This window comes from Pseudomonas sp. AC532, assembly GCF_979258965.1.
On the sequence record NZ_OZ409888.1, the window covers coordinates 2,731,217 to 2,755,748 of the forward strand.

The window sequence follows — 24,532 nt, forward strand, 5'->3', positions numbered from 1 at the left end:
CGCGTCAGCCTCGGATGGCCCAGAAGGCCAGGTTCAGGCCCGGGAACTGGCCTGCAATATGGAAAGCGAAACCGCCGGAATGGATCAGCTGCTTCCAGTGATCGCTGCCCCGGTCCAGTTCGAAATAGTTGGAGCCGGCGTGGTACGGCAGCTGCCGTGGCGCCACCGGCAGCGGCAGCAGGCCGATGCCTGGCAGTTGCAGGTTGACCAGGTCGCGGATGTGCTCCACCGAGCCGATCTTCGCCTGCTGCGGGAAATGCCCACGCAGGCTCTCGCCCGGCACGTCGGCCCGCACCACGAGGATGAAGCTGGCCGAGTCGAGCAGCGACTTGTCGGCGAGCATTGCCACGTGCACGCCGTAGGACTTCTCGACGATGGGAATCGGGATTGCGCGACTGTCGATGACCATCGACAGCGCCTGCCGCAGCGCCAGCATGACCGGCGCGAAGGTGCTGGTCAGGTCGTCGTGCTCGTACACCGGAAACTCGCCCGGGCGCCGCTCGGCGGCGGTGAAGGTGGCGAACTCGCCGGCCAGCGCCAGCAGTTCGCGGTACAGCACTTCCGGGTGCAACGGGGTGATCCGCGCCAGATGCGCGACCAGCGGCTGGGCACGGTTGACCAGTTGCAGCAACAGGAAATCGGCGATTTCCGAGGCGCCGCCCGCGCCCGAAGCGACCACTCGCCCGGCCAGCGCTTCGCCACGCTGGTGCAGCAGGCCGAGCAACTCGTTGCGAAACCCGGCGAGCGGCCGCGAGGCGCTGACGTCGAGCAGCGGCGGGATATAGCTGTCATCGAGCAGCAGGCTGCGGTCCTCGCGTTTTTCCACCACGCGCACCACGCCAACCGCGGCATGCTCGTCGAGGCCGTCACGCTCGGTGACCAGGCGCAGCGCCAGGGAACCGATGGCCACCGGGGCACGGCTTTCCAGCGAGGAGTTGTCGTCGCGCACTTCGTGCACGCTGCTCTGGTAGCGCGCCGAGCCCAGGCTCTCGCCGGTTTCCACGGTGTCGCGCAGGCCTGCGCGGCGCAGCGGCAGGGCCAGGTAAATCACCCCGTCACGCAGGCTGTCATCGATATTCAACGGCGCTGGCGCGGCATCGTTCTCGGGAATATTGAACGGTGTGCCGTCGGGCAGCAGCCCGCGCGCCGAGAGGATCGCCAGTTTGCCCTGACTCAGCAGCGCACTGTCGACAAGCAGCTGGGAAAAGCCCCAGGCGCCAGGCTGTACGGCATGGCTACGGCTTTGCACCAGGGTTTCGATGTAGCGATCCTGCTGCTGGAAGTGCTGCGGCCGCAGGAACATCCCCTCCGACCAAACCACACGATTGTTCCAGGACATGAACGGGTCTCCAATCACTCAAGAGGTGTCAGCGGCGCGGCGCTGATGGCATAGGCGTCCAGCTGCAGGCGCAGGGCACTTGCCTGATGGGCAGGAATTTCGATGACCTGGCGCCACACTGACCGGTCGAGGGCGCGATAGGCCACCACCACGCCCAGGTGGCGCGTGGCGTCGTCGAGGGTCAATGTCTTGCGCTGGGTTTCCCCGGGGCGCACCACGAACCGTTCGGTTTCGATCAGCTCGCTGGCCAGGGTGGCGTCGGCGCGGTCGACCAGCGAGAAGAAGTCGGCGCGGGCAAAACTCGAGGCGTTGCGCAACTGGTAGACCTGCACCCAGACCGGCGACGCCGTGCCCGCAGGCGCCGGGTTGAGATCGCGACTGGCCTGCAGCTGCAGCTCGACAGTAGTGGGTACCGGCTCCCCGGGGCCTGACGCACAGGCGCCGAGCAACAGAAAGACCAGCAGTGTCAGAATCCTTGGCATAACGCTTCCTCGATGGTTACAGCGGGCCCGCCGCGACGCGACGAGCCACATGGCCTCAACGGCCTCTCAGTCTCGCGATGTGTTCTTCGTAGGCGCGGCTGAATTCACGGCCGAACAGCTCCTGGAAGCCGTCCTCGGCCTCCTGGGAAATGGTCGCGTAAAGCTCGGTGAACAACTCCCAGTAATGTGCTCGACGGCCATTGGGCAGCAGCGCCGAGAGCCCGCTGGGCTTGTTCAGACGCCCCTCCAGCTCACGCGGTTCAAAGCGGGCGAGCAAATATTTGATGGCCGCCTGCACCCCGGCCATCAGTGCCAACTGATGGGCCCGCAGGTCATCGAAACTCTCGCCCACCGCCTGGTCCGGCGCCATGAACGCCTGATTGTCGTGACGCAGCAGCATCAGCAGCGCTTCATCGACGTTGGGGGCGAACTTCAGCGGGTTGTTCTGGATGGGCTGAATCATGGTCTGCGCCATGCGGAACTCGCCCTTGAGGCTGGCGCGGGCGCGCAGGACGTCGATCAGCCCCTCGACCATCAGCCGATAACTGCGGCCGATGGCCTCCATCTGCGCCGCGGCGGCCGCACGATCCAGGCGCAGGTGCTGCAGGCCGGCGCCGCGCAGAAAGGCTTCCATCAACTCGTCACCAGCAGCCGAGGCGGCAGGTGCAGGTGCAGGTGCAGGTGCAGGTGCAGGTGCAGGTGCAGGTGCAGGTGCAGGCTGGGGTACCTCGAGCGGCTCGACAACCGGCAGCGAGTGAATTTGCTGTACCGGCGAATCCGGCTCGCCAAACGCAGGAATTTCCACTGCCGGCATCGGCGGCAGTGGCGGCGACTCGGCAAACGGATCCGGCACCGGCGCCGCAGCGATGTACGGAGGCTCGGCGAACGGATCGGGAGTCGGCTGCGGCGCCGAACGGGCCTGAAGATCGGCGAACGGATCCCAGTCGGCGGGAATCACCGACGCTGGCGCGGCATCAGGCACGACAACGGCAGGCGCCACGGCAGCAGGCGCCTGCGATGGCCGTGGGGGGCGGAAATCATGTTGCTGAGCCGGCACGTGATCGGCAACCGAGGGCGCCACGGCGGGCGGCGGGCTGAGAAAATCGAACAGGTCCGCCTTGGTGTCGAACGGTGAGTCGCGGCGTGGCGCAGGTGTGGCGGGAGCGGGACTGACCGGCGGCATCTCCAGCGGCTGGGCACTGCGACTGAGCAGCGCCTCGAAACTGTTGAAGGGATCGTCCACGGCACCGCTGGCCAGTGCCGGAGCGGGAGCAACGCTGATGCCGCTGATCTGTACGCGAATCTCGTACTCGCCGATCTTCAGCACCTCGCCATCTTCCAGCGGTTCACTGCTGCCACGCCGCAGGCGCGTGCCGGCATTCTGCAGAATCACCCCGTTGGTGCTGGTGTCGGTGATGTAGTAGATACCATCACGGTGCTGGATCACGCAGTGCTGGCTGGACACCAGACGCTCGGGATCGGGCAGCACCCAGTCATTGCCGGCGCTGCGCCCGATTTTCAGCTCACCCCGATCGAGCTCGACCTCGGCCCGTTGCCCGGGCGTCAGCTTGTGATAGGTGGTGATGACCAGACGCAGCGGCATTGCGGCTCCTTGCAGTGCGGTAAAAAGACCATGCTCTTCGAGCGATGTCGATATGCCAAACGCCCTATTTTTTGCCCTTGGCCGATACGATTCAATGCCCAGGCGGGCCTATATCTGCAAACGGCTGTGAGTCACTGCACAGAAGACGCAAATACTGTGCATCGCGACAGTTTCTACCGCCTAGGCCTCGCTTGACAATGATCTGAGCGCACTCGGAGAATGGCCGCGGTTAGCAGCGGACCCCGCGCCAGTAGTGGCACTTAGCCCTGCCGCGCCACGAATCCTGGTTGTCGGGCAGCCCGCCGACAAGGATTCATTTCGATTTTCAGGCTTGACATGGAGAGCACCTGACGTGGTGGATGTGTCGCACTTGCTCAACGCAGTATCCGACGAAAACCCATGCGGGGACGACCTCGAATACGATGCCGACTTCCTCGAACTGGAACGCCTGGCGATCGGCCAGCCGGAACGCCAGATGGGCCAGTCGGTCATCGCTGCCGAACCGCCGGACTGGCGCCAGGTGCGCGAGCGCGCCAGCGAGCTGTTCGCACGCAGCAAGGACCTGCGCCTGGCCACCCTCTACCTGCAGAGCGCCATCGCCCTCGACGGCCTGACGGGCCTGGCCCAGGGCCTGACCCTGGTACGCGAACTGCTCACCCAGTACTGGGAAGGCGTCTACCCGCAGCTCGACGCCGACGATGACAATGACCCGACCATCCGCATCAATGCCCTCAATGCCCTGAGCGCCGAGCCGGTCATCGTGCTGCTGCGCGAGGCGAGCATTACCCGCTCCAGGGCCTTTGGCGCGGTGAGCATCCGCGCGGCGCTCAATGCCGCCGATCTGCAGCGTTTCTCCAGCGAAACCCTGTCGCCCGAGCAGTTGCGCGGTGCTTTTCTGGATGCCGAGCAGGAACTGCTCGACGGCACTCGCAGCGCACTCGACGAAGCCGCCGCGGCGCTGGCCGATATCGAAGGCCTGCTCGCCGAGCGGGTCGGCTCGGCGCAGAGCGCCAACCTGGAATCGCTCAAGCAGGTGCTGCGCCACGCCCGGCAGATCTTCAATGACCAGGCCCCCGCGCCTGGCGATCAGGCCCCGTACGCCGATGACGCGTCCGACTCCGACCCGGCCGGCTCCGAAGAGGCCAATGGGCAGCAGACGGCGCGTCAGGCGCCCGCCGCACCGGGCCGCATCGCCAGCCGCGACGACGTGCTACGCACCCTTGATCGCCTGCTTGAATATTATGCCCAGCACGAACCTTCCAGCCCGGTCCCGGTCTTATTGACGCGCGCGCAGAAGCTGGTCACCGCGGATTTCGCGGAAATCGTGCGCAACCTGATTCCCGACGGTATGTCGCAGTTCGAAAACCTGCGTGGCCCCGAATACGACTAACGTGCGGCGGATCTTCAAGGAAGCCCCACGCACACAGCTATCGGCCATTGGCCGCAGAAGCCAGTGCCCATGCACAGGAGGAGCAACATGAGCAACACCACCAGCAGCCAGAAATTCATCGCGCGCAACCGCGCCCCACGGGTGCAGATCGAGTACGACGTAGAGCTGTACGGCGCCGAGAAAAAGGTGCAGTTGCCTTTTGTCATGGGCGTGATGGCCGACCTCGCCGGCAAGCCTGCCGAGCCCCAGGCCGCCGTCGCCGACCGCAAGTTCCTGGAAATCGACGCCGACAACTTCGACTCGCGCCTCAAGGCCATGAAGCCGCGTGCGGCCTTCCACGTGCCCAATGCACTGACCGGCGAAGGCAACCTGAGCCTGGATATCACCTTCGAGAGCATGGACGACTTCAGCCCGGCGGCCATCGCCCGCAAGGTCGACTCGCTCAACCAACTGCTCGAAGCCCGCACCCAGCTCGCCAACCTGCTGACCTACATGGATGGCAAGACCGGCGCCGAAGAGCTGATCATCAAGGCGATCAAGGATCCGGCCCTGTTGCAGGCGCTGGCCAGCGCGCCCAAGCCCCAAGACAACGAGCCGCAAGCCTAAGAGGACGCCCCGATGAGCCAACAGACCCAGGCGCCCGAGCAGTCGCTCGCCACCTCCGAACAGACCAGCGAATTCGCCTCGCTGCTGCTGCAGGAATTCAAGCCCAAGACCGAACGCGCCCGTGAAGCGGTGGAAACCGCCGTGCGCACCCTGGCCGAACATGCCCTGAGCAAGACCGACCTGATCTCCGACGACGCCATCAAGTCGGTCGAATCGATCATCGCCGCGATCGATGCCAAGCTCACCGCCCAGGTCAACCTGATCATGCACCACCCGGACTTCCAGCAGTTGGAAAGCGCCTGGCGCGGCCTGCATTATCTGGTCAACAACACCGAGACCGACGAGCAGCTGAAGATCCGTGTGCTCAACATCTCCAAGCCGGAGCTGCACAAGACCCTGAAGAAATTCAAGGGCACCGCCTGGGACCAGAGCCCGATCTTCAAGAAGCTCTACGAAGAGGAATACGGTCAGTTCGGCGGCGAGCCCTATGGCTGCCTGGTGGGCGACTATTACTTCGACCAGTCGCCACCGGATGTCGAACTGCTCGGCGAGATCGCCAAGATCTCCGCGGCCATGCACTCACCGTTCATCTCCGCGGCCTCGCCGACGGTCATGGGCATGGGCTCCTGGCAGGAACTGTCCAACCCGCGCGACCTGACCAAGATCTTCACCACGCCCGAGTACGCCGGCTGGCGCTCGCTGCGTGACTCCGAGGATTCGCGCTACATCGGCCTGACCATGCCGCGCTTCCTGGCTCGCCAGCCGTATGGCGCGAAGACCGATCCGGTCGAAGAGTTCGCTTTCGAGGAAGAAACCGACGGCGCCGACAGCAGCAAGTACACCTGGGCCAACTCGGCGTACGCCATGGCCGTCAACATCAACCGTTCGTTCAAGCTCTACGGCTGGTGCTCGCGCATCCGTGGCGTGGAGTCGGGCGGTGAAGTGCCGAACCTGCCGGCGCACACCTTCCCCACCGACGACGGTGGCGTGGACATGAAGTGCCCGACCGAGATCGCCATCTCCGACCGCCGCGAGGCGGAACTGGCGAAGAACGGTTTCATGCCGCTGCTGCACAAGAAGAACACCGACCTGGCGGCCTTCATCGGCGCCCAGTCGCTGCACAAGCCGGCCGAATACGACGACCCGGACGCCACCGCCAACGCCAACCTGGCCGCGCGCCTGCCGTACCTGTTCGCCACCTGCCGCTTCGCCCACTACCTGAAGTGCATCGTGCGCGACAAGATCGGCTCGTTCAAAGAGCGCGACGAGATGCAGCGCTGGTTGCAGGACTGGATCCTCAACTACGTCGACGGTGACCCGGCGCACTCCACCGAAACCACCAAGGCCCAGCACCCGCTGGCCGAAGCGGAAGTGGTAGTCGAGGAAATCGAAGGCAACCCCGGTTATTACAGCTCCAAGTTCTATCTGCGCCCGCACTACCAGCTCGAAGGGCTGACCGTGTCGCTGCGCCTGGTATCCAAACTGCCTTCGGCCAAGGGGGCCTGAGGCTCGTCACTGTGGCGCCCGCTTCCGCGGGCGTAGCTGAAACAGAGTGGCAAAAGCCACGAAAGGAGAAATGATGGCTGTTGATATGTTCATCAAGATTGGCGACGTCAAAGGCGAGTCCAAGGACAAGACCCATGCGGACGAAATCGACGTGCTGGCCTGGAGCTGGGGCATGAGCCAATCCGGCTCGATGCATGTAGGCGGTGGCGGCGGTGCCGGCAAGGTCAACATTCAGGATCTGTCGCTGACCAAGTATGTCGACAAGTCCAGCCCCAACCTGATGATGGCCTGCTCCAGCGGCAAGCATTATCCGGAAGCCAAGCTGACCATCCGCAAGGCCGGCGGCGACTCGCAGGTCGAGTACCTGATCATCACCCTCAAGGAAGTGCTGGTGTCGTCCATCAGCACTGGCGGCAGCGGCGGCGAAGATCGCCTCACCGAGAACGTCACCCTGAACTTCGCCCAGGTACTGGTCGACTACCAACCGCAGAAAGCCGACGGCGCCAAAGATGGCGGCCCGGTCAAGTACGGCTGGAACATCCGCCAGAACGTCAAGGTGTAAACACCCGCTCGATGTTTGGGCACACAGCGATGCCCGGCACTGCGCCGGGCATCGCTGGTTTTGACTACCGCGAATTTCAACGGCTCGCCCTGCGACGACTGCAGCGGGCCTCATGGTCGCTGCCCCGCAGCGGTGGCCGCGCCAGTACAGGGAACGACGATGACTGCCGAACAATACCTGCGTGAAGCACGGCTCGATGAGGCACTGAAGGCGCTGCAGGACCAGGTACGGGCGCAGCCCGCCAAGGCGCAGTTGCGGGTGTTCCTGTTCCAGCTGCTGGCGGTGATGGGCCAGTGGAGCCGTGCCCAGAACCAGTTGAAGGTAGCCGGTGATCTGGATGCCGCCTGCCTGCCGATGGTGCAGACCTACAGCACCGCACTCAATTGCGAGGCCCTGCGCGAGCAGGTGTTCGCGGGCAAGACCACACCGGTGGTGCTGGGTCAGCCTGCCGACTGGGTAGCACCGCTGATCCTCGCCCTGGAGCAGGATGCCCAGGGTAACGCCGAGGCAGCCCAGAGCCTGCGTGACCAGGCCTTTGCAGCCGCCGCCGCAGTACCCGGCACACTCGACGACACCGCGTTCGGCTGGCTGGCCGATGCAGACCCGCGCCTCGGCCCGGTGCTCGAGCTGATCGTCAATGGCCGCTATGTCTGGCTGCCGATGGAAAACATCGCCAGCCTGAGCCTGGAAGCCCCCAGCGACCTGCGCGACCTGGTCTGGCTACCGGCCCAGGTGACCCTGACCAACGGCGGCAGCACCGTGGCGCTGATTCCCAGCCGCTACCCGGGCAGCCACGCCAGCACCGACGGGGCCCTGCGCCTGGCGCGCAAGACCGAATGGCAGGCCAACGGTCTGCCGCTCGGCCAGCGCCTGCTGGCCTTCGACGGCGGCGAACAGGCGCTGTTCGATGTTCGTTCACTGAGCTTCGAGCACGGGAATGACGCGGCATGGCCGACCTGAAACGTCAGGACCGCCTGCAACCGGCCCTGCTCGATCGCCTGCTCGACGACGACCCGAGCAACCCGGCGGAAAGCGTCGACAAGCGCGTGCTGAGCCTGACCCAGTTGCGCGCCTCGGTGCTGCGCGATCTGGCCTGGCTGTTCAACACCATCGCACCGCTGACCAGCGACGACGAGGCCCTCACCCGGGCCGGCAGCTCGGTGGTCAACTTCGGCCTGCCACCCCTGGCCGGGCACAGCGCCTCGAGCATCGACATCCCGGCGGTGGAACGCCTGCTGACCAAGGCCATCGCCGACTTCGAACCGCGCATCGTGCGGTCGTCGCTGCGCGTGCGCGCGCGCCAGGAGGCCGAGGAGATGAGCCACAACTCGCTGAGTTTCGAGATCGAGGGTGACCTGTGGGCGCACCCGATGCCGTTGCGCCTGCTGCTCACCACCGAGCTGGACCTGGAAACCGGGCACGTCCAGGTACTGCCCGCCGACGCCTCACGGAGACGCCGATGAACCCTCGCCTGCTTGGTTACTACAACCAGGAGCTGCAACACATCCGCGAGAGCGCCGAGGAGTTCGCCCGCGAATTCCCGAAGATCGCCAGCCGCCTGAGCCTGTCCGGCGTGGAGTGCGCCGACCCCTACGTGGAACGCCTGCTTGAAGGCTTCGCTTACCTGACCGCCCGCGTGCAACTGAAGCTCGATGCCGAATACCCGACCTTCACCCACAACCTGCTGGAAATCGCCTACCCGCATTACCTGGCACCGACCCCGTCGATGACCGTGGTGCAGCTGTGCGCCGATCCCAACGAAGGCTCCCTGAGCAGCGGCTTCACCCTCGAACGTGGTGCCTCGCTACGCGGCGCACTGGGCAGCGAGGCGCAAACCGCCTGCGAGTACCGTACCTGTCAGCCGGTCACCCTGTGGCCGCTGGAAGTGACCCAGGCCAGCTACTTCGGCAACCCGACCACTCAGCTCGGCCGCCTGGCCGCCAGCGAACCCGGTGCCAAGGCAGCCGTCCGCCTGCGCCTGCACACCGGCGCCGGCCTGCCGTTCAACGCACTGGACCTGGATACGCTGACCTTCTTCCTGCACGGTGCCGACGAGCAACCGTTCCGTCTCTACGAACAGCTGATGGGCAATGTCTGCGCCTTGTTCGTGCGCGCCGTGGACGGTTCCTGGGTCGAACGCCTGCCGCCCGACAGCCTGCGCCCGCGCGGCTTCGACGACAGCGAGGCGGCGCTACCGGTGGTGCCCAGGGCATTCCAGGGCTATCGGCTGCTGCAGGAATACTTCGCGCTGCCCAACCGCTTCCTGTTCGTCGAACTGGCCGGGCTCAAGCGCGCCGTGCAACGCAATACCAGCCAGGAGCTGGAGATCGTGGTGCTGTTCAATCGCCTCGACAACAGCCTGGAGAACAGCATCGGCGCGGAGCAGTTCCGGCTGTTCTGCACCCCGGCGATCAACCTGTTCGCACGCCGCGCCGACCGCATTCACCTGAGCGATCGCGTGCACGAGCATCAGATCATCGCCGACCGCACCCGTCCGCAGGATTTCGAAATTCACTCGATCACCGAAGTCAGCGGCCATGGCAGCGGCCCTGAGCAGCCTTTTCAGCCGTTCTACGCGGTGCGCGACCCGTCGCGCTACGGTCGTGAACAGGCCTGGTACAGCCTGCGTCGCGAACCCCGGGTGTTGTCCAGCAAACAGCGGCGCAACGGTCCACGCTCCACCTACATCGGCAGCGAGACCTTCATTTCCCTGGTCGACGCCAACCAGGCGCCCTATCGCCATGACCTCCGCCAGTTGGGCATCGGTGCACTGTGCACCAACCGCGACCTGCCCCTGTCGATGCCAATCGGTGGCACGCGCAGCGATTTCACCCTGGAAGACAGCGCCCCCGTGGTGGCGGTGCGCTGCCTGGCCGGCCCCAGCCGTCCACGTGCCAGCCGTGCCCACGATGCCAGCGCCTGGCGCCTGATCAGCCAGCTGTCGCTCAACTACCTGTCACTCACGCAGCAGGGCCAGGGCGCCGCCGCGTTGCGCGAGCTGTTGCGCCTCTACGGCGATGCCGGCGACAACGCCTTGCAGCTGCAGATCGACGGCCTGCGCAAAGTCAGCGCCCAGCCCTGCACGCGGCGCCTGCCGATGCCGGGCCCGATCGTCTTCGGGCGCGGCCTGGAGATTGACCTGGAATTCGACGAGAACGCCTTTCGCGGCACCGGCGTGTTCCTGCTCGGGTCGGTGCTGGAGCGCTTCCTGACCCGCTATGTTTCCATCAACAGCTTCACCGAAACGGTGCTGCGCACCAGCGAGCGCGGTGAAGTGATGCGCTGGAGGGCCAAGCCCGGATGTCGGCCGACGCTGTGAATACCCTGGCGGCAATGGCCGAAGCGCCCTGGAACTACGATTTCTTCCAGGCCATGCGGCGCATCGAATGCGAATACCCGCTGCGCCCGCGCCTCGGCCATTCAGTGCGGCTGGTCGACGACCCGCTGCGCCTGGGACAGAAGCCGGACTGCGGCTTCGCGCCCTCGACCCTGGCCAGCGTCATCCACGACAGCACCGGTACGCCGCGCATCGAGCAGTTCTTCTTCGGTCTCACCGGCCCCAACGGGCCGCTGCCGATTCACCTGACCGAGCATGCCCGCGAGCGCCAGCGGCACCATGGTGACGCCACGTTCAAGCGCTTCCTGGACGTATTCAATCACCGCCTGCTGACCCTGTTCTACCGCGCCTGGGCCGAGGCCCGGCCAACGGTAAGCCAGGATCGCACCACGGACGACTACTGGTCGCCACGCCTTGGCGCGCTGTCCGGCCGTGGCATGCCCAGCCTTCTGGGCCAGGGCCCGATTCCCGACGCGGCGCGCTACTACTTCACCGGCCACCTGGCCGCCCAGAGCCGCTACCCGGATGGCTTGCAGGCGATTCTCGGCGAGTACTTCGGCGTGCCGGTGGCGCTCGAGGAATACGTCGGCCAGTGGCTGCCATTGCCGGAATACAGCCGCCTGGGGGCCAGCACCTGCACGCTGGGCATGGACCTGTGCCTGGGCACTCACGTGTGGGACCGGCAACACAAGTTTCGCCTGCGCATCGGCCCGTTGAGCCTGGCGCAGTACCGCCGCTTTCTACCCGACCAGCCGCTGCTCGCCGAGCTGGCGGCCTGGGTGGCCGAATACGTCGGCATGGAACTGGACTGGGACACCAACCTGGTGCTCAAACAGGAGGAGGTACCGCCCGCGTCACTGGATGGCGGCTGCCGACTCGGCTTCGATACCTGGCTTGGCAAGCCACAAGATCATGCCGATGACCTTTTCCTCTGCGCCGCGCATTGTCGAGGCCCGGAGAAGGCTGATGACCTATCTGAAGAGAACGCCGCCAGAACATGAAAAAAATACTTGTCGCCACGTTTTCGACTGCCCTTTTCTTTCTACTGCAGGAGCCGGCCATGGCCAAACCACTCTATATGTTCTCGGCAGTCAAAGGCACGGTACTGCTCAATGGCGAACCCGTTGCAGGGGCAGCAATCGAACAGAGCTACATCTGGCTGTGGGATCAGAAAAAACGGACATTCTCCACCACCACGGATCAGCAGGGGCACTTCTCACTGGAAGATCGCGTGGAAAAATCCTTTTTCGCCACCGTGATTCCGACCGGACAGAAGATCAACCAGACCATAACGATTCGCCACAACGGCAAGGAATATGATGGCTGGCTGCACGACAAGGACAATTACGCCAAGGACAGCGAGAGCGCGAGCGGTGCGTTCAACCTGGTGTGTGAACTAAACGATGCACCCGGCGCCCATCCGGAAAGCAAGAGCTACGGGATTTGCGTGCTGAGAAAAGACTGAGGCAATGGAATGAATCTGTTAACCCCAAGGCAGGCCTCCCTCGTAGCGGACAATGTCTACAACACCCTGACCCTTAACCTCGATATGGTCGAGATGGCCAAACGAGCGGCAGCGAGCATGAGTGATGTCGCGCAGCTCTTCGACTTCTCGTCTGCCAAGGGCTACCAGGGCAGCAGCGGCGTGGCCATTCGCAGCCAGTCCGGCTTTGCCTATGCCGCGGATGGCATCGGTGGTCGCCGGGGTGAAATGCTGATTGCCTTCCGCGGCACACAAACCCTCGCGGATGTGGTGACCGATGCGCACTGCGATATGCAGCGCGGGCCCTCCACCTGGCCGGTGCACGCGGGCTTCAACAATACGTTCACGTCCATGCGTGACGAGGTCATGCAGTTTCTACGCGGCAAGAACCCAAGCGCCATTCACCTGGTCGGTCACAGCCTGGGCGGCGCCATCGCCACCCTGATGGCAGATCATCTGAGCGAGCTGGGCGCAGGCAGCGTCAAGCTCTACACCTTCGGTTGTCCACGCGTGGGCACCGCCGGCTTCGCGCGCCATCTCACTGGCAAGTTAGGCGTCGACAATATCAACCGCGTCTTTCACGATTCCGACGTGGTGCCAATGGTGCCTTTGTTTCCGTTTCTGCACCTACCGGTGGAAGGAGACACCTGCAAGCTGCCTTGGGGCGGCCTGGTCTCTGGCGATGCTCATCGCATGCCTAATTACATGAATTCGGTCAAAGACGCCTCCTGGGTCGGGCTGCGGCGTCTCGAACGCTCGCAGTTCGAGCAGGATATCGAAGCCTGGCTGGATAGCGCCCGCAACGGCGGTGTGCTGCAGCTGTCCTCGGCCTCTTTCTGGATGCTCAGCAGCGCCATCGGCTGGGTGCTTAAACAGATTCTGTCGGTCGCGGGAGGCGCTCTCGGGATGCTCCTCGGCGCCTCGCTGACGGTGATCGACCAGATCGCCGCCATCCTGATTCAGGGCGTCAGAATCGGCAAGGAACTGGGTGAGCACGTCCGCAATCTGGTAGTGCGTATTTTCCAGTTCCTTGGCCGACCGTTGCCGACAGCCAGCGACATGACTAGCGCCTTCCTGCGCTGGATGCTCAACCTGCTGTTCACCACCATAAGTAACCTGGCCCGCAAGGCTCTCAATTCCATAGGCCAATTACGTTAACGGCGATCAGGCATTGCCTCAGGTCGTAACCAGATAGCCCAACAACTCTCTCGTTCAAAGGAAAGAACCATGGCAGAAATCAGTCGCGCCGCGTTGTTCGGCAAGCTCAACAGCGTCGCTTACAAGGCCATCGAGGCCGCCACGGTGTTTTGCAAGCTGCGTGGCAACCCCTACGTCGAGCTGAGCCACTGGCTGCACCAGATCCTGCAACTGCAGGACTCCGACCTGCACCAGATCATCCGCCAGTTCAGCATCGAGCCGGCGCGCCTGGCCAAGGACATCACCGAAGCTCTGGATCGCCTGCCGCGCGGCTCCACCTCGATCACCGACCTGTCCTCCCATGTCGAGGAAGCGGTCGAGCGCGGCTGGGTCTACGGCAGCCTGATGTTCGGCGAAAGCCAGGTGCGCAGCGGCTACCTGATCGTCGGCATCCTCAAGACGCCGAGCCTGCGCAATGCACTGCTGGCCATCTCCCGCGAGTTCGACAAGCTCAAGGTCGAGACCCTCACCGAGCGCTTCGACGAGATCGTCGGTGCCTCGCCGGAGAACGCCCTGAGCGCCACTGACGGCTTCCAGGCCGGCGCGGCCCCCGGCGAAGCCAGCGGCGCCATCGCCCCTAGCGCCATGGGCAAGCAGGAGGCGCTCAAGCGCTTCACCGTCGACCTCACCGAGCAGGCGCGCAGCGGCAAGCTCGACCCCATCGTCGGCCGTGACGACGAGATCCGCCAACTGGTCGACATCCTCATGCGCCGCCGCCAGAACAACCCGATCCTCACTGGCGAAGCCGGTGTGGGCAAGACCGCGGTGGTAGAAGGGTTCGCCCTGCGCATCGTCGCCGGCGACGTACCGCCGAGCCTCAAGGACGTCGAGCTGCGCAGCCTGGACGTCGGCCTGCTGCAGGCCGGCGCCAGCATGAAGGGTGAATTCGAGCAGCGCCTGCGCCAGGTCATCGAGGACGTGCAGAGCTCGCCGAAGCCGATCATCCTGTTCATCGACGAAGCCCACACGCTGGTCGGCGCCGGTGGCGCGGCCGGTACCGGCGATGCCGCCAACCTGCTCAAGCCGGCGCTGGCGCGCGGCACCCTGCGCACCGTGGCCGCCACCACCTGGGCGGAATACAAGAAACACATCGAGAAGGACCCGGCGCTGACCCGCCGCTTCCAGGTGGTGCAGGTGGACGAGCCGTCCGAGCACCGCGCGATCCTGATGATGCGCGGCGTCGCCTCGACCATGGAAAAGCACCACCAGGTGCAGATCCTCGACGAAGCCCTGGAGGCCGCCGCCAAGCTGTCGCACCGCTACATCCCGGCGCGTCAGTTGCCAGACAAGTCGGTCAGCCTGCTCGACACCGCCTGCGCCCGCGTGGCGATCAGCCTGCACGCGGTACCGGCCGAGGTGGACGACAGCCGTCGGCGCATCGAGTCGCTGGAAACCGAGCGGGCGATCATCGGCCGCGAACAGGCCATTGGCGTCAGCATCGGCAGCCGCCTGCTCGACGTCGACGCGGCACTGGCCGAGGAGCGCCTGCGCCTGGTCACCCTGGAAACCCGCTGGGCCGACGAGAAGGCGTTGGTCGACGAACTGCTGGCCACCCGCGCCCGCCTGCGCGCCGCGGCCGAGCCGCTGGACGACACCAGCCGTGAAGCTGGCGCCGGGCAACCGGCCCTCAGCGACGAGGAACGCACCGCGCTGCGCGACACCCTCAGCGACCTGCAGCAGCGCCTCAGCGTCCTGCAGGGCGAGACGCCGCTGATCCTGCCGACCGTCGACTACCAGGCGGTCGCCTCGGTGGTGGCCGACTGGACCGGCATTCCGGTCGGGCGCATGGCGCGCAACGAGCTGGAGACCATCCTCAAGCTCGACCAGCACCTGAAGAAACGCATCATCGGCCAGGACCACGCCCTGGAAATGATCGCCAAGCGCATCCAGACCTCCCGCGCCGGGCTGGACAACCCCAACAAGCCGATCGGCGTGTTCATGCTCGCGGGCACCTCCGGCGTGGGCAAGACCGAAACCGCGCTGGCCCTGGCCGAAGCCCTGTATGGCGGTGAGCAGAACGTCATCACCATCAACATGAGCGAGTTCCAGGAAGCGCACACCGTGTCGACCCTCAAGGGTGCGCCACCGGGCTATATCGGCTACGGCGAAGGCGGTGTGCTGACCGAAGCGGTACGCCGCAAGCCTTACAGCGTGGTACTGCTCGACGAGGTGGAGAAAGCCCACCCGGACGTGCACGAGATCTTCTTCCAGGTGTTCGACAAGGGCGTGATGGAGGACGGCGAAGGCCGTCAGATCGATTTCAAGAACACCCTGATCCTGCTCACCACCAACGCCGGCACCGAGATGATCGCCGGGCTGTGCAGCGACCCGGAACTGATGCCCGAACCCGAAGGCATCGCCAAGGCCCTGCGCGAACCGCTGCTGCAGATTTTCCCGCCGGCGCTGCTCGGCCGCCTGGTGACCATCCCCTACTACCCGCTCTCCGATGAGATGCTCAAGGCCATCACCCGCCTGCAGCTCGAGCGCATCAAGAAGCGCATTGAAAGTACTCACAAGGTGCCGTTCGATTACGACGACAGCGTGGTCGACCTGGTGGTCTCGCGTTGCACCGAGAACGAGAGCGGTGGCCGGCAGATCGATGCCATCCTGACCAACAGCATGCTGCCGGACATGAGCCGCGAGTTCCTTACCCGCCTGCTCGAAGGCAAGCCGCTGAGCGGGGTGTGGGTCACGCAGCAGAACAACGAGCTGCACTACGACTTCGAACGCACGCAGTGAGGCACGGGGGAACGTAGATGCCGATTACCCAGGCAGCACGCATGGCGGTGGTCACCAGCCCACTGGGCGGTGACGTGTTGGCGCTGCGCCGAATGGAGGGTCGGGACGAGCTCGGCCGACCCTTTGCCTACGAGTTGGCGCTGATCGCCGAGGATCATGCGCTGCCACTCGATGCCCTGCTGGGCAAGCCGATGGGGCTTACTCTGCAACTGGCCGACGGCAGCGACCGCTATTTTCACGGTATCGCCGCGCGCTGCAGCCAGGCGGCAGGCAGCGGCCAGTTCGCCAGCTACCGGGTCAGCCTCAAGCCCTGGTTATGGCTGCTGTCGCGCACCTCGGACTGCCGTATTTTCCAGAACAAGACGGTGCCCGATATCGTCAAGCAGGTGTTCCGCGACCTGGGCTTCTCCGATTTCGAGGATGCCCTCACCCGCTCCTATCGGGAGTGGGAGTACTGCGTGCAGTACCGCGAAACCAGCCTGGATTTCGTCAGCCGACTGCTCGAGCAGGAAGGCATCTACTACTACTTCCGCCACGAGCAGGCCCGTCACGTGCTGGTGCTCTGCGATGCCTATGGGGCACACCGGCCGGCGCCGGGCTACGCCAGCGTGCCTTACTTCCCGCTCGAAGATCAGATGCGCGAGCGCGACCACATCTACGACTGGCACCTCGACCACGAAGTACAGTCAGGCTCGCTGGAGCTCACCGACTACGATTTCCAGCGCCCCAGCGCACGCCTGGAAGTGCGCTCGATCGTCTCGCGGCCACACAGCAACGCCGGGCACACGCTGTTCGACTACCCGGGCGAGTACGTGCAGAGCAAGGACGGCGAGCAATACGCACGCAACCGTATCGAGGCGCTGCACACCCGGTACGAGCGCGTGCAGTTGCGCAGCAACGCGCGGGGCATCGGCGCCGGGCATCTGTTCAGCATGACCGGCTACCCGCGCACCGATCAGAACCGCGAGTACCTGACGGTCAGTGCCGACTACCAGATCGTCCAGGAGGCGTTCGAGAACAACACCAGCGACGAGCCGCTGCAATTCGACAGCCGCCTCGACTGCATCGATGCCAGCCAGGTATTTCGCCCGCTGCCGCTCACCGTGCAGCCGATCGTCCAGGGCCCGCAGACCGCCATGGTGGTCGGCCCCAAGGGCGAGGAAATCTGGACCGATCAGTTCGGCCGGGTGAAGGTGCACTTCTACTGGGACCGCCACGACCAGTCCAACGAAAACAGCTCGTGCTGGATCCGCGTGTCGCAGAACTGGGCCGGCAAGAACTGGGGCTCGATCCAGATCCCGCGTATCGGCCAGGAAGTGATCGTCAGCTTCCTGGAAGGCGACCCCGACCGGCCGATCATCACCGGCCGCGTCTACAACGCCGAACAGACCGTGCCCTACGACCTGCCCGCCAACGCCACCCAGAGCGGCATCAAGAGCCGCTCCAGCAAGGGCGGCACGCCCGCGCAGTTCAATGAAATCCGCATGGAGGACAAGAAGGGCGAGGAGCAGCTGTACATCCACGCCGAGCGCAACCAGGACATCGTCGTCGAGCTGGACGAGACCCACGCCATCGGCCGTGACCGCAGCAAGTCCATCGGCCGCAACGAAAGCGTCGATGTCGGCGCCAATCGCACCAAGAAGATCGCTCGCAACGAACGCTACAGCATCGGCCACAACAAGACGGTCAACATCGGCCGCTTCAAGGTCGAGAGCATCGGCATGGCGAAGATGACCAACGTCGGCCTGGGCTACAACCGCAACGTCGGTATGGCGATGTTCTCGGCCGTGGGCATGAACCGCACCGATTTCGTCGGCAAGACCTGGGCCGTCTCGGCCGGCGACAAGATCGAGTTCAAGGTCGGCAGCTCGCAGCTGACCCTGACCCCGGATGCCATCTACCTCAGCGCCAAGGACATCCACCTCACGGCGCAGGAACACCTGCATGCCGATGCGCCGTCCGACATCCTGCTGAACTCGGGGACCGCGCAACCGGCCCCGGAACACAGCGGCAAGGCCGAGCCCGGCTCGCTGGTCGGCGCACTGGCGGCGGTCGCCGGGGTGGCTCGCGGCCTTGGCTCGCAAGCGGCGCCATCGTTCCAGGGCAACGCCCAACGCCCGGGCCCCGAGACCCAGGGCAGCCTGGCGTTGCGCAGCCATGCGCCCACCGCAGCCGCCAGCCCCGCCGGCGTGACCACCGGCCTGGGTGCCGCAGTGGATCGCCTTGCAGCCAAGTCGCCCACGCTGCAGAAAGACCTGCGCGAGCTGCAGGAAGAGGGCTGGGAAATCGCTTATGGCACCGCAGGCGAAGGCACCTACGTGACGCAGGAAGGCGATATCAGCAAGATCGTCATCGACGGCGACGAGCGCGGTTCGCCCGCCACGGTGACCCAGTTGCTGGCTCACGAAACGGGCCACGCCAGGAACCGTTACCAAGAAGACCTTTCCTCCAAAGCCGCCTATGTCGGTGGCGCGTTGAAAGACGAAGGCGCGGCGGTGTTGAACAACATCAAGGTACAACGGGAAATCATCGCCAACGGCGGTGTCGACATCGGCATCAACGGCTCCGCAGCCAATCATGCGGGCTATAACGCGGCCTATGAGCAGTTGCTCGGCAACGGCAATAACGATGCTGCCCGCGCCGCCGTTGGCAGGCTGTGGGGCAGCGAGACCTCATCGGTCAAGGTCGACGGCAAGTTCGTCACCTACAACGAGTATTACGGCAGCTGGTATGACGACAACGTCGACGAGTAAACGGCCCTTTTTCAGGCTTTGCGCCTACCTGCTGGTGGCAAGCACGGCAGCCTGTTCACTAGCGAACGAGAACCAACGGATGAACCCAGCCTCCTTCACGCTTTGGCAAACCATCGAACAACTGGCGCAGCACGGCCCGCTGACCAAGGCGAGGGTCGAACAGACACTGGGTGGCCCGCTGCAACTGGACACACAGGATGAACATCGGACGCGCTGGGTCGGCGGCGAGGTTGCCCTGCAGGGCAACGTGCGCATCACGCAGGCCGGCCTGACGGTTCTCACCAGAGAGAGCGCCGCTCAGCGGACCACCCTTGGCTTGTTCCTGAGCGGGGCCTGCATCGCCCGCAGCGACATCGAAGACCAGTATGGCGCGCTGCTGCTGGTCGCCGCCCCACGCGGCCGTTCGTTACACGAGACAAGCGTGTGGGAAAGCCCACAGCCGTGGGGGCAGTTGCGCTTCGCCTTCAAGCAGAACAACCCTGAGTGCCTGCACAGCGTGTCGATCACTCCAGCCACGCCGCCAACACCGGGCGACTCGTGATCCATAGCCAACGGACATAGCGTGCAGATCGACAACCGCAGTGGTTTCCCCCATGCCTGGTTCGAGAAAACCGGCCCAGGCGGCATCGTTCATGATGTGCTGGTGCTGCGCGGCACCTTTGCGCTAAGCGCCGACTACCGCCCACTGCCGCGGGCCGATGTGCAGGCGCCGATCGTCTACGCCGACGAATACGAGGGCCATCCCGAAGCCAACCCCCTGCAAAGCGTGCTGCGCCGCGAGGGCGACCTGACGCTGTGCAAGCCAGCCAGCGATGTGTACGTCATGGGCACGGCGCACAGTGAAGGTGGCGTCCCGCAACCTGGCTGGCTCGCCGGTATACGCGTCGGTACCCGGCGCAAGCTGCTGCAGCTGCATGGCCCGCGGCGCTTCGAACGGCACGGGCAGGAGTGGCGCCTGAGCAACGCTGACCCCGTCGACAGGGTCCCCCTCGACTACCGCTATGCCTTCGGTGGCTGCTACAGCGTGATGGCGAGCGAACAGAGCCCGGTAGAGCGGGTGTACAACCCCGATAATCCCGCCGGGTGCGGCTGGCTGCCCAGTGAGGCCGACCTGCAAGCCGTGTCGCCCGAGGCCCAGGCGCAGATACGCCAATGGCTTGAGGGCGTACGCGAGCTGCCGGCGCCACAGATCGAGGACGTCGATGCGCCCATCACCAGCCCCCATGATGCTCTGCCGCCACAAGGCTTCGCCCCCCTCGCCCGCTGGAGCCAGGCACGCCTGCAATACGCCGGCACCTACGACGAACACTGGCAGCGTGAGCGCTACCCTCTGTTGCCCGAGGATTTCGACGAACGCTTCTACCAGGCCGCGCCGCCTGATCTGATCCAGGACGGTTACCTGGCCGGCGACGAATTCATCTCCCTGCTCGGCATGCTGCCTGAGGGCCTGACGCATTTCCGTCTGCCCGGGATCCTGGCTCTGGTCTCGCTGACCCCGTTGCACGGCCATACCCGGCAGGGGCCGCTGCTGCTCGATACCGTGGCCATCGATCTGGATGCCCGGCAAGTCTCGCTGATCTGGCGTGGCACTTTCGAGCGTGGCGAGCCCTGGCGACGGCTGGCGATTGGCACGCTGGACGTTCCCCTGGCACAGGAGGACGTGCATGGCACTTGAGGTAGACATATCGGCAGGGCGCTACCACAACGCCGATCTGTTCCGTAAGAACTTCGGTATCGACAGCGCCGAACAGGCGGCAGGCGCTCTGAACAATCTGGATAGCCTGTACGCCCGTGGCGGGCATCCCTGGGAAGCGTTCACCGCCAACGGCGAATACTTTCCGGGCCAGCGCGAGAGCTTCGACAAGACCGCCAGGCAGGTCAAGGATCTGTACGACAAAGGGGTCTACAAGGATGGCGAGCTGGCGGAGTCAAAACCGACCGAGGACGGCCGGGATCTGGTGGGCAACGCCCGCCACGCCGCCAACGACAGCCATGAATGGAAAGCCGTCTGCTCGGTACCGGACTTCTGCAAGGTCGGCAATGCCGTGGTGCCCTTCGACAGCTTCGCTACCCTCGGCAATCAGACCCAGTCCTCGCCGGACGTAAAGGCCCAGGGTGTGCCGGTGTATCGAGTCGGCGACCTGCACAAGGGCGTCCAGGGCGATGCCGGTTCCCACGTGGTCGCCGGTACTTCGCTCGGCGGCGGCTACGTCAAGTTCATCAGCGGCCAGAGCGACGTCAAGGTCAACGGTCTCCCGCTGGTGCGTCAGGACAGCGCCTGCCTGGTCAACTGCAATGGCGCCGGTATCGGCGGTGCGCTGGGCAAGGTCGTCACCACCCAGCGCGGCGCAGATACCCAGGCCGAAAAATCCGCCGAGGAGACCAACCCGGAACTGCAGGCACTGCTGGAAGCGCAAGCAGATGAGCGCTCATTGTGGGAGAAGACCAAGGACTTGGGTTCCGGCGCCTGGAGCAGCACCAAACGCATAGCCGAGGCCAGCGTTGACGACCCGCTGGATACCGGCGTTGGTGTACTCAAGGGCATCGGCAATCTGCCTACAGATCTCTGGAACCTCGGCGTGATGGCCAGCAAATACAGCTCGGCGGCGGGGATCCCCCCTATCGCACTGCGCGCACATGCTATGGAAAAGGCCGCCCTTGCCGCCCACCAGGCCGGCGACCTGACCAAAGCCAATGAACTGGCCAGCCAGGCCAGCAAGATGATGAACGCGGGCTACGCCGGGGATTTGTTCGAGCTGACCAGCGATGCACAGACCGGTGGCTCTGTACTGTCGATGTTCATACCCGGCAGCGTGGTGGTGAAGGGGGCGAGTAGAGCGGGCAAGGCAGCGCGTGTACTGGATACTGCAGCGGATGCAACAAGGGGGGCCGACGTAGCATCGGATGCGGGTGGTTTGGGGCGGCGCCTGCCGGAGTCCGCCAAGGAAGCAGAAAAAGCCGCGGATGCAGCCGTGACCGGTGTGCATGTAGCCAAATTGTCAAACGCTCAACAATACGCAAAGCTAGTGAACTCAAACAAACGCTGGTCATGGGAAAAAGATTTCCCTGGTGGTGAGAACCTCACCCGAGGGCAAAAGGAAGCGATAAAGCGGCAAGCAATAGCGGAGGGTTTGATACCAGATGTGCCTTTCAAACCTGGCACCAAGTTTCCAGATTTCGAGAAAGCAGGATTGGTCAGCCGGGTCGAACACCTCCCTGAGCATTTGTGGAAAACGGGCGACAAAGCGCAGTTCAAATGGCTGGATAGCCAGATACCCGGAGGTCGCCCTAGCGGGTTCACATGGCACCACTCAGAGCTGCCGGGTAGAATGGAACTTGTTCCGTTTGGGCCGCATAACATCATTACTCACTCTGGCGGTCGGTCTACAGGCATGTGGGCGGCAGGCAAGAGATGAACCAGGAGTTTGTTATGGAATTAAAAATAGTAGGCCAGATTTCAGCGCCCCCTATTGAAGCGACAACTTCACTCGAGCGTTACTGCAGAGTAAAACTGCCTCAGGATTTTATTGAGTTCCTCCAATACGGCAATGGTGGAATCCCCGAAAAAAATCTATTTATGCATGAGGGTACGGACAGACTGATTGAACGCTTTCTACCCGTTATGCTAGACCCTAACTCAGAGGATATAGGTGAGTACGACATATCGGTAGTGATGACAGCGTTGGACTCCCGACTCGGCGATGATCCTGACGAGATCGGCTGCAAGCTCATTCCTTTCGCAGCGCTTTTTTCTGGTGACTTTCTCTGCTTAGATTTTCGGAAAAACGCTGAATGCCCTGAGGTGGTACTTTGGGATCACAACCAATCCGATGATTTCGCTCCGCATACGGAGCCAGTTGCCCCCTCCTTCGCCGACTTCAAGACCCTGCTATTCACTTGAAACCGAAAAAGACTCGGACATATACAACTACTACCAGTAGACCAAAAGGCAGCGGTTCTGCAATCGACTAGATGACGGCCATCTCTGCAGATCAACGAAAGAAATACTCTTACCCGTTATCCAAGCATCCCAGGCGACTGCATGGGGCTTCTAAAGATTATCGGGGCAGGTGAGACTGGCCAAGCCGCATTCACTCGAACTCAACGCCGACAGATACACCGCCGACGCAGAAGGCCGTATCAACTCCGTCGAATGCAAACTGCCACTGAAAAAGGCTGAACGCAACGGGTACGCTCAGCGTACTGTCGGCAAGAACGACGGTCGCATCGCTGATGACCAAGGCGGGCACCTCATCGGCTCACAGTTCGGCGGGCACGGCGGCAAAGGCAACCTGCCCCCCATGCACAAGGACATCAACAACTATCACGCAGGTGAGTGGGGGCAGATGGAGAAGCGCTGGGCCAGCGAACTGGCGGCCGGCAAAGATGTGCGTGTTAAATCAGTCCGGTGTATACCGACGCCAGCATGCGAGCCAGTAAATTCAAGATTGTTGAGACCATTGGTGACGTCACCAAGACACGCACGATCAATAACTCGACAGGCTTATGACATGACCCCTGAAATACAACAGCTCCAACAAACTATCGCCCAGAGGTGTATACGACGCGTTGCCAGACGATGGCTGGACTCAGGCCCAGTACTCTCTGTTGACCATCACGCTCTTTGCTGAAGAGATCGGCCACTACCTGCCGGAAAACGGAAAGCCGGTTTACTTCTCCATCGAAGACGAGGCAAGCGATGCGTTCCATGAGCTACGCAGCAAAATGGCAACCCTCCATGAAAACGGGCATGCCTGGTACACCGGAACATTTACCCTGACTCCTGACGGCAATTTCAGATTCGATTTCATTTATGACGAACTGCCCGCATTTGAAATCATTCCGTCTGCCGATAAATGGGCGGACGAGTTCCGCACCTACCCACGACCGGAGCTGCAGGATCGTATTCCAGAGCAGCCGAAGCTCTAGGGTTGAAGTGGCCAAACCCCACCCGCAACCAGTACGAACATCATGACGTGAGTTGCGCCACAGTCGCACTGGTGGGGAGCTTGCGCTAAACCTCTTCAATAAATGGCAACAGCTGGATCCAGCGTATTCAGACCAGCGTTCTCGAAGGCGTCGACTCCCCCGCTGCGCTGCGCCGAATCTGCGACTTATCTAAACCACCGCGCAAGGCGATCTACAAAGCCCTGATGGGCATCGTGGCCGTTGACGAGAAACGTGTTGCGCTTTCCAGCGCCAGACGCGGCCCGTCGATCGCGCGGCGCTCGACGCTGCCATGGACGAGCTGCGCGACTGTTGAAGTGAGTCCCGGCAGGTCACAAGCCGAACGCTGCACTCGACCGACCGCAGCCTCCTGACCCTGTGGCTCGCCGGTGCGACCGGGCTCTCACGCCAGCCAGCGCCCGCGCCGCCTGGCCGCGGCAGCACCCCGGCCCGGGCCTGCTGCGCAATGCGATTCCGGGACGGGGCAGGCAAAACGCCGCAAGGCGCCCGGACCGCCCAAACATTTCGACCTGCACACGCAGAACGATCACGGTATTGCGTACAGCGCCGGTATATTCTGTGGGCCCT

The 24,532-nt window shown here is 63.9% G+C and carries 21 protein-coding genes and 1 pseudogene; 18 read left to right on the forward strand and 4 right to left on the reverse strand.

What is annotated here, in order from left to right; all coding sequences use genetic code 11:
* Positions 1–4: 4 nt before the first annotated feature.
* From tssK to tagH, 3 genes are read right to left on the reverse strand one after another with little or no spacing between them, the layout of a single operon-like run.
* Complete coding sequence (gene tssK, locus ACZ0AV_RS12875) at positions 5–1,339, reverse strand: type VI secretion system baseplate subunit TssK (RefSeq protein WP_499151386.1); 1,335 nt, start codon at positions 1,337–1,339, stop codon at positions 5–7.
* A 14-nt stretch (positions 1,340–1,353) separates the two neighbouring features.
* Entirely contained in the window at positions 1,354–1,821 is a 468-nt protein-coding gene (gene tssJ, locus ACZ0AV_RS12880; RefSeq protein WP_499151387.1) for a type VI secretion system lipoprotein TssJ, read from the reverse strand.
* Positions 1,822–1,876: 55 nt separating this feature from the next.
* Positions 1,877–3,424, reverse strand: coding sequence for a type VI secretion system-associated FHA domain protein TagH (tagH, locus tag ACZ0AV_RS12885; protein WP_499151388.1), 1,548 nt, complete (start codon positions 3,422–3,424; stop codon positions 1,877–1,879).
* Positions 3,425–3,776: 352 nt separating this feature from the next.
* Here tagH and tssA point away from each other — a divergent pair, with 352 nt between their 5' ends.
* The 16 genes and pseudogenes from tssA to ACZ0AV_RS12965 all read left to right on the forward strand — a co-directional run bounded on the left by tssA (position 3,777) and on the right by ACZ0AV_RS12965 (position 22,898).
* Positions 3,777–4,814 (forward strand): type VI secretion system protein TssA, encoded by a 1,038-nt coding sequence (gene tssA, locus ACZ0AV_RS12890; RefSeq protein WP_499153359.1) that lies wholly within the window; start codon positions 3,777–3,779, stop codon positions 4,812–4,814.
* Positions 4,815–4,901: 87 nt separating this feature from the next.
* Positions 4,902–5,420, forward strand: a complete 519-nt coding sequence (gene tssB, locus ACZ0AV_RS12895; RefSeq protein ID WP_073263152.1) for a type VI secretion system contractile sheath small subunit — start codon at positions 4,902–4,904, stop codon at positions 5,418–5,420.
* Positions 5,421–5,432: 12 nt separating this feature from the next.
* Positions 5,433–6,926 (forward strand): type VI secretion system contractile sheath large subunit, encoded by a 1,494-nt coding sequence (gene tssC, locus ACZ0AV_RS12900; RefSeq protein ID WP_499151389.1) that lies wholly within the window; start codon positions 5,433–5,435, stop codon positions 6,924–6,926.
* A 73-nt stretch (positions 6,927–6,999) separates the two neighbouring features.
* Positions 7,000–7,488, forward strand: coding sequence for an Hcp family type VI secretion system effector (locus ACZ0AV_RS12905; protein ID WP_084303567.1), 489 nt, complete (start codon positions 7,000–7,002; stop codon positions 7,486–7,488).
* A gap of 159 nt (positions 7,489–7,647) precedes the next feature.
* Positions 7,648–8,448, forward strand: a complete 801-nt coding sequence (locus ACZ0AV_RS12910) for a type VI secretion system accessory protein TagJ (RefSeq protein ID WP_499151390.1) — start codon at positions 7,648–7,650, stop codon at positions 8,446–8,448.
* Positions 8,436–8,951, forward strand: a complete 516-nt coding sequence (tssE, locus tag ACZ0AV_RS12915; protein WP_499151391.1) for a type VI secretion system baseplate subunit TssE — start codon at positions 8,436–8,438, stop codon at positions 8,949–8,951. The genes ACZ0AV_RS12910 and tssE overlap by 13 nt, the downstream gene beginning before the upstream one ends.
* Positions 8,948–10,807, forward strand: coding sequence for a type VI secretion system baseplate subunit TssF (gene tssF, locus ACZ0AV_RS12920; RefSeq protein WP_499151392.1), 1,860 nt, complete (start codon positions 8,948–8,950; stop codon positions 10,805–10,807). The genes tssE and tssF overlap by 4 nt, the downstream gene beginning before the upstream one ends.
* On the forward strand, positions 10,789–11,826 hold the full coding sequence (tssG, locus tag ACZ0AV_RS12925) for a type VI secretion system baseplate subunit TssG (protein ID WP_499151393.1): 1,038 nt from the start codon (positions 10,789–10,791) through the stop codon (positions 11,824–11,826). Before tssF ends, tssG begins: the two co-directional genes overlap by 19 nt.
* A gap of 59 nt (positions 11,827–11,885) precedes the next feature.
* On the forward strand, positions 11,886–12,290 hold the full coding sequence (locus ACZ0AV_RS12930; RefSeq protein WP_499151394.1) for a DUF6795 domain-containing protein: 405 nt from the start codon (positions 11,886–11,888) through the stop codon (positions 12,288–12,290).
* A gap of 9 nt (positions 12,291–12,299) precedes the next feature.
* Positions 12,300–13,466, forward strand: a complete 1,167-nt coding sequence (locus ACZ0AV_RS12935; RefSeq protein ID WP_499151395.1) for a lipase family protein — start codon at positions 12,300–12,302, stop codon at positions 13,464–13,466.
* 69 nt (positions 13,467–13,535) lie between these two features.
* Positions 13,536–16,244: a type VI secretion system ATPase TssH gene (gene tssH, locus ACZ0AV_RS12940; RefSeq protein WP_499151396.1), complete on the forward strand. Its 2,709-nt coding sequence runs from the start codon at positions 13,536–13,538 to the stop codon at positions 16,242–16,244.
* A gap of 17 nt (positions 16,245–16,261) precedes the next feature.
* Positions 16,262–17,941, forward strand: a pseudogene (locus ACZ0AV_RS12945) (type VI secretion system Vgr family protein); the annotation flags it as partial.
* 1,135 nt (positions 17,942–19,076) lie between these two features.
* On the forward strand, positions 19,077–19,538 hold the full coding sequence (locus tag ACZ0AV_RS12950) for a hypothetical protein (RefSeq protein ID WP_499151397.1): 462 nt from the start codon (positions 19,077–19,079) through the stop codon (positions 19,536–19,538).
* Positions 19,539–19,559: 21 nt separating this feature from the next.
* A complete protein-coding gene (locus ACZ0AV_RS12955; protein ID WP_499151398.1) occupies positions 19,560–20,672 on the forward strand; it encodes a DUF2169 family type VI secretion system accessory protein in 1,113 nt (370 codons plus the stop codon).
* Positions 20,662–22,413 carry an HNH endonuclease gene (locus ACZ0AV_RS12960; protein ID WP_499151399.1) on the forward strand — a complete coding sequence of 584 codons (1,752 nt, stop codon included), beginning with the start codon at positions 20,662–20,664 and terminating at the stop codon, positions 22,411–22,413. Before ACZ0AV_RS12955 ends, ACZ0AV_RS12960 begins: the two co-directional genes overlap by 11 nt.
* Before the next feature lie 14 nt (positions 22,414–22,427).
* On the forward strand, positions 22,428–22,898 hold the full coding sequence (locus tag ACZ0AV_RS12965) for an SMI1/KNR4 family protein (protein WP_042553522.1): 471 nt from the start codon (positions 22,428–22,430) through the stop codon (positions 22,896–22,898).
* Positions 22,899–23,088: 190 nt separating this feature from the next.
* On the opposite strand, the gene ACZ0AV_RS12970 is transcribed toward ACZ0AV_RS12965, so the two are convergent.
* The gene (locus ACZ0AV_RS12970) at positions 23,089–23,238 is read right to left on the reverse strand and encodes a hypothetical protein (RefSeq protein ID WP_499153443.1); all 150 of its coding nucleotides are present in this window, start codon (positions 23,236–23,238) and stop codon (positions 23,089–23,091) included.
* On the opposite strand from ACZ0AV_RS12970, the gene ACZ0AV_RS12975 reads away from it, so the two are divergent.
* Both ACZ0AV_RS12975 and ACZ0AV_RS12980 read left to right on the forward strand, forming a co-directional pair.
* Positions 23,164–23,628: a DNA/RNA non-specific endonuclease gene (locus tag ACZ0AV_RS12975; protein WP_499153360.1), complete on the forward strand. Its 465-nt coding sequence runs from the start codon at positions 23,164–23,166 to the stop codon at positions 23,626–23,628. The two genes, ACZ0AV_RS12970 and ACZ0AV_RS12975, sit on opposite strands and share 75 nt — an antisense overlap.
* Positions 23,606–23,926 carry an antitoxin YezG family protein gene (locus ACZ0AV_RS12980; RefSeq protein ID WP_499151400.1) on the forward strand — a complete coding sequence of 107 codons (321 nt, stop codon included), beginning with the start codon at positions 23,606–23,608 and terminating at the stop codon, positions 23,924–23,926. The genes ACZ0AV_RS12975 and ACZ0AV_RS12980 overlap by 23 nt, the downstream gene beginning before the upstream one ends.
* Positions 23,927–24,532 lie beyond the last annotated feature (606 nt).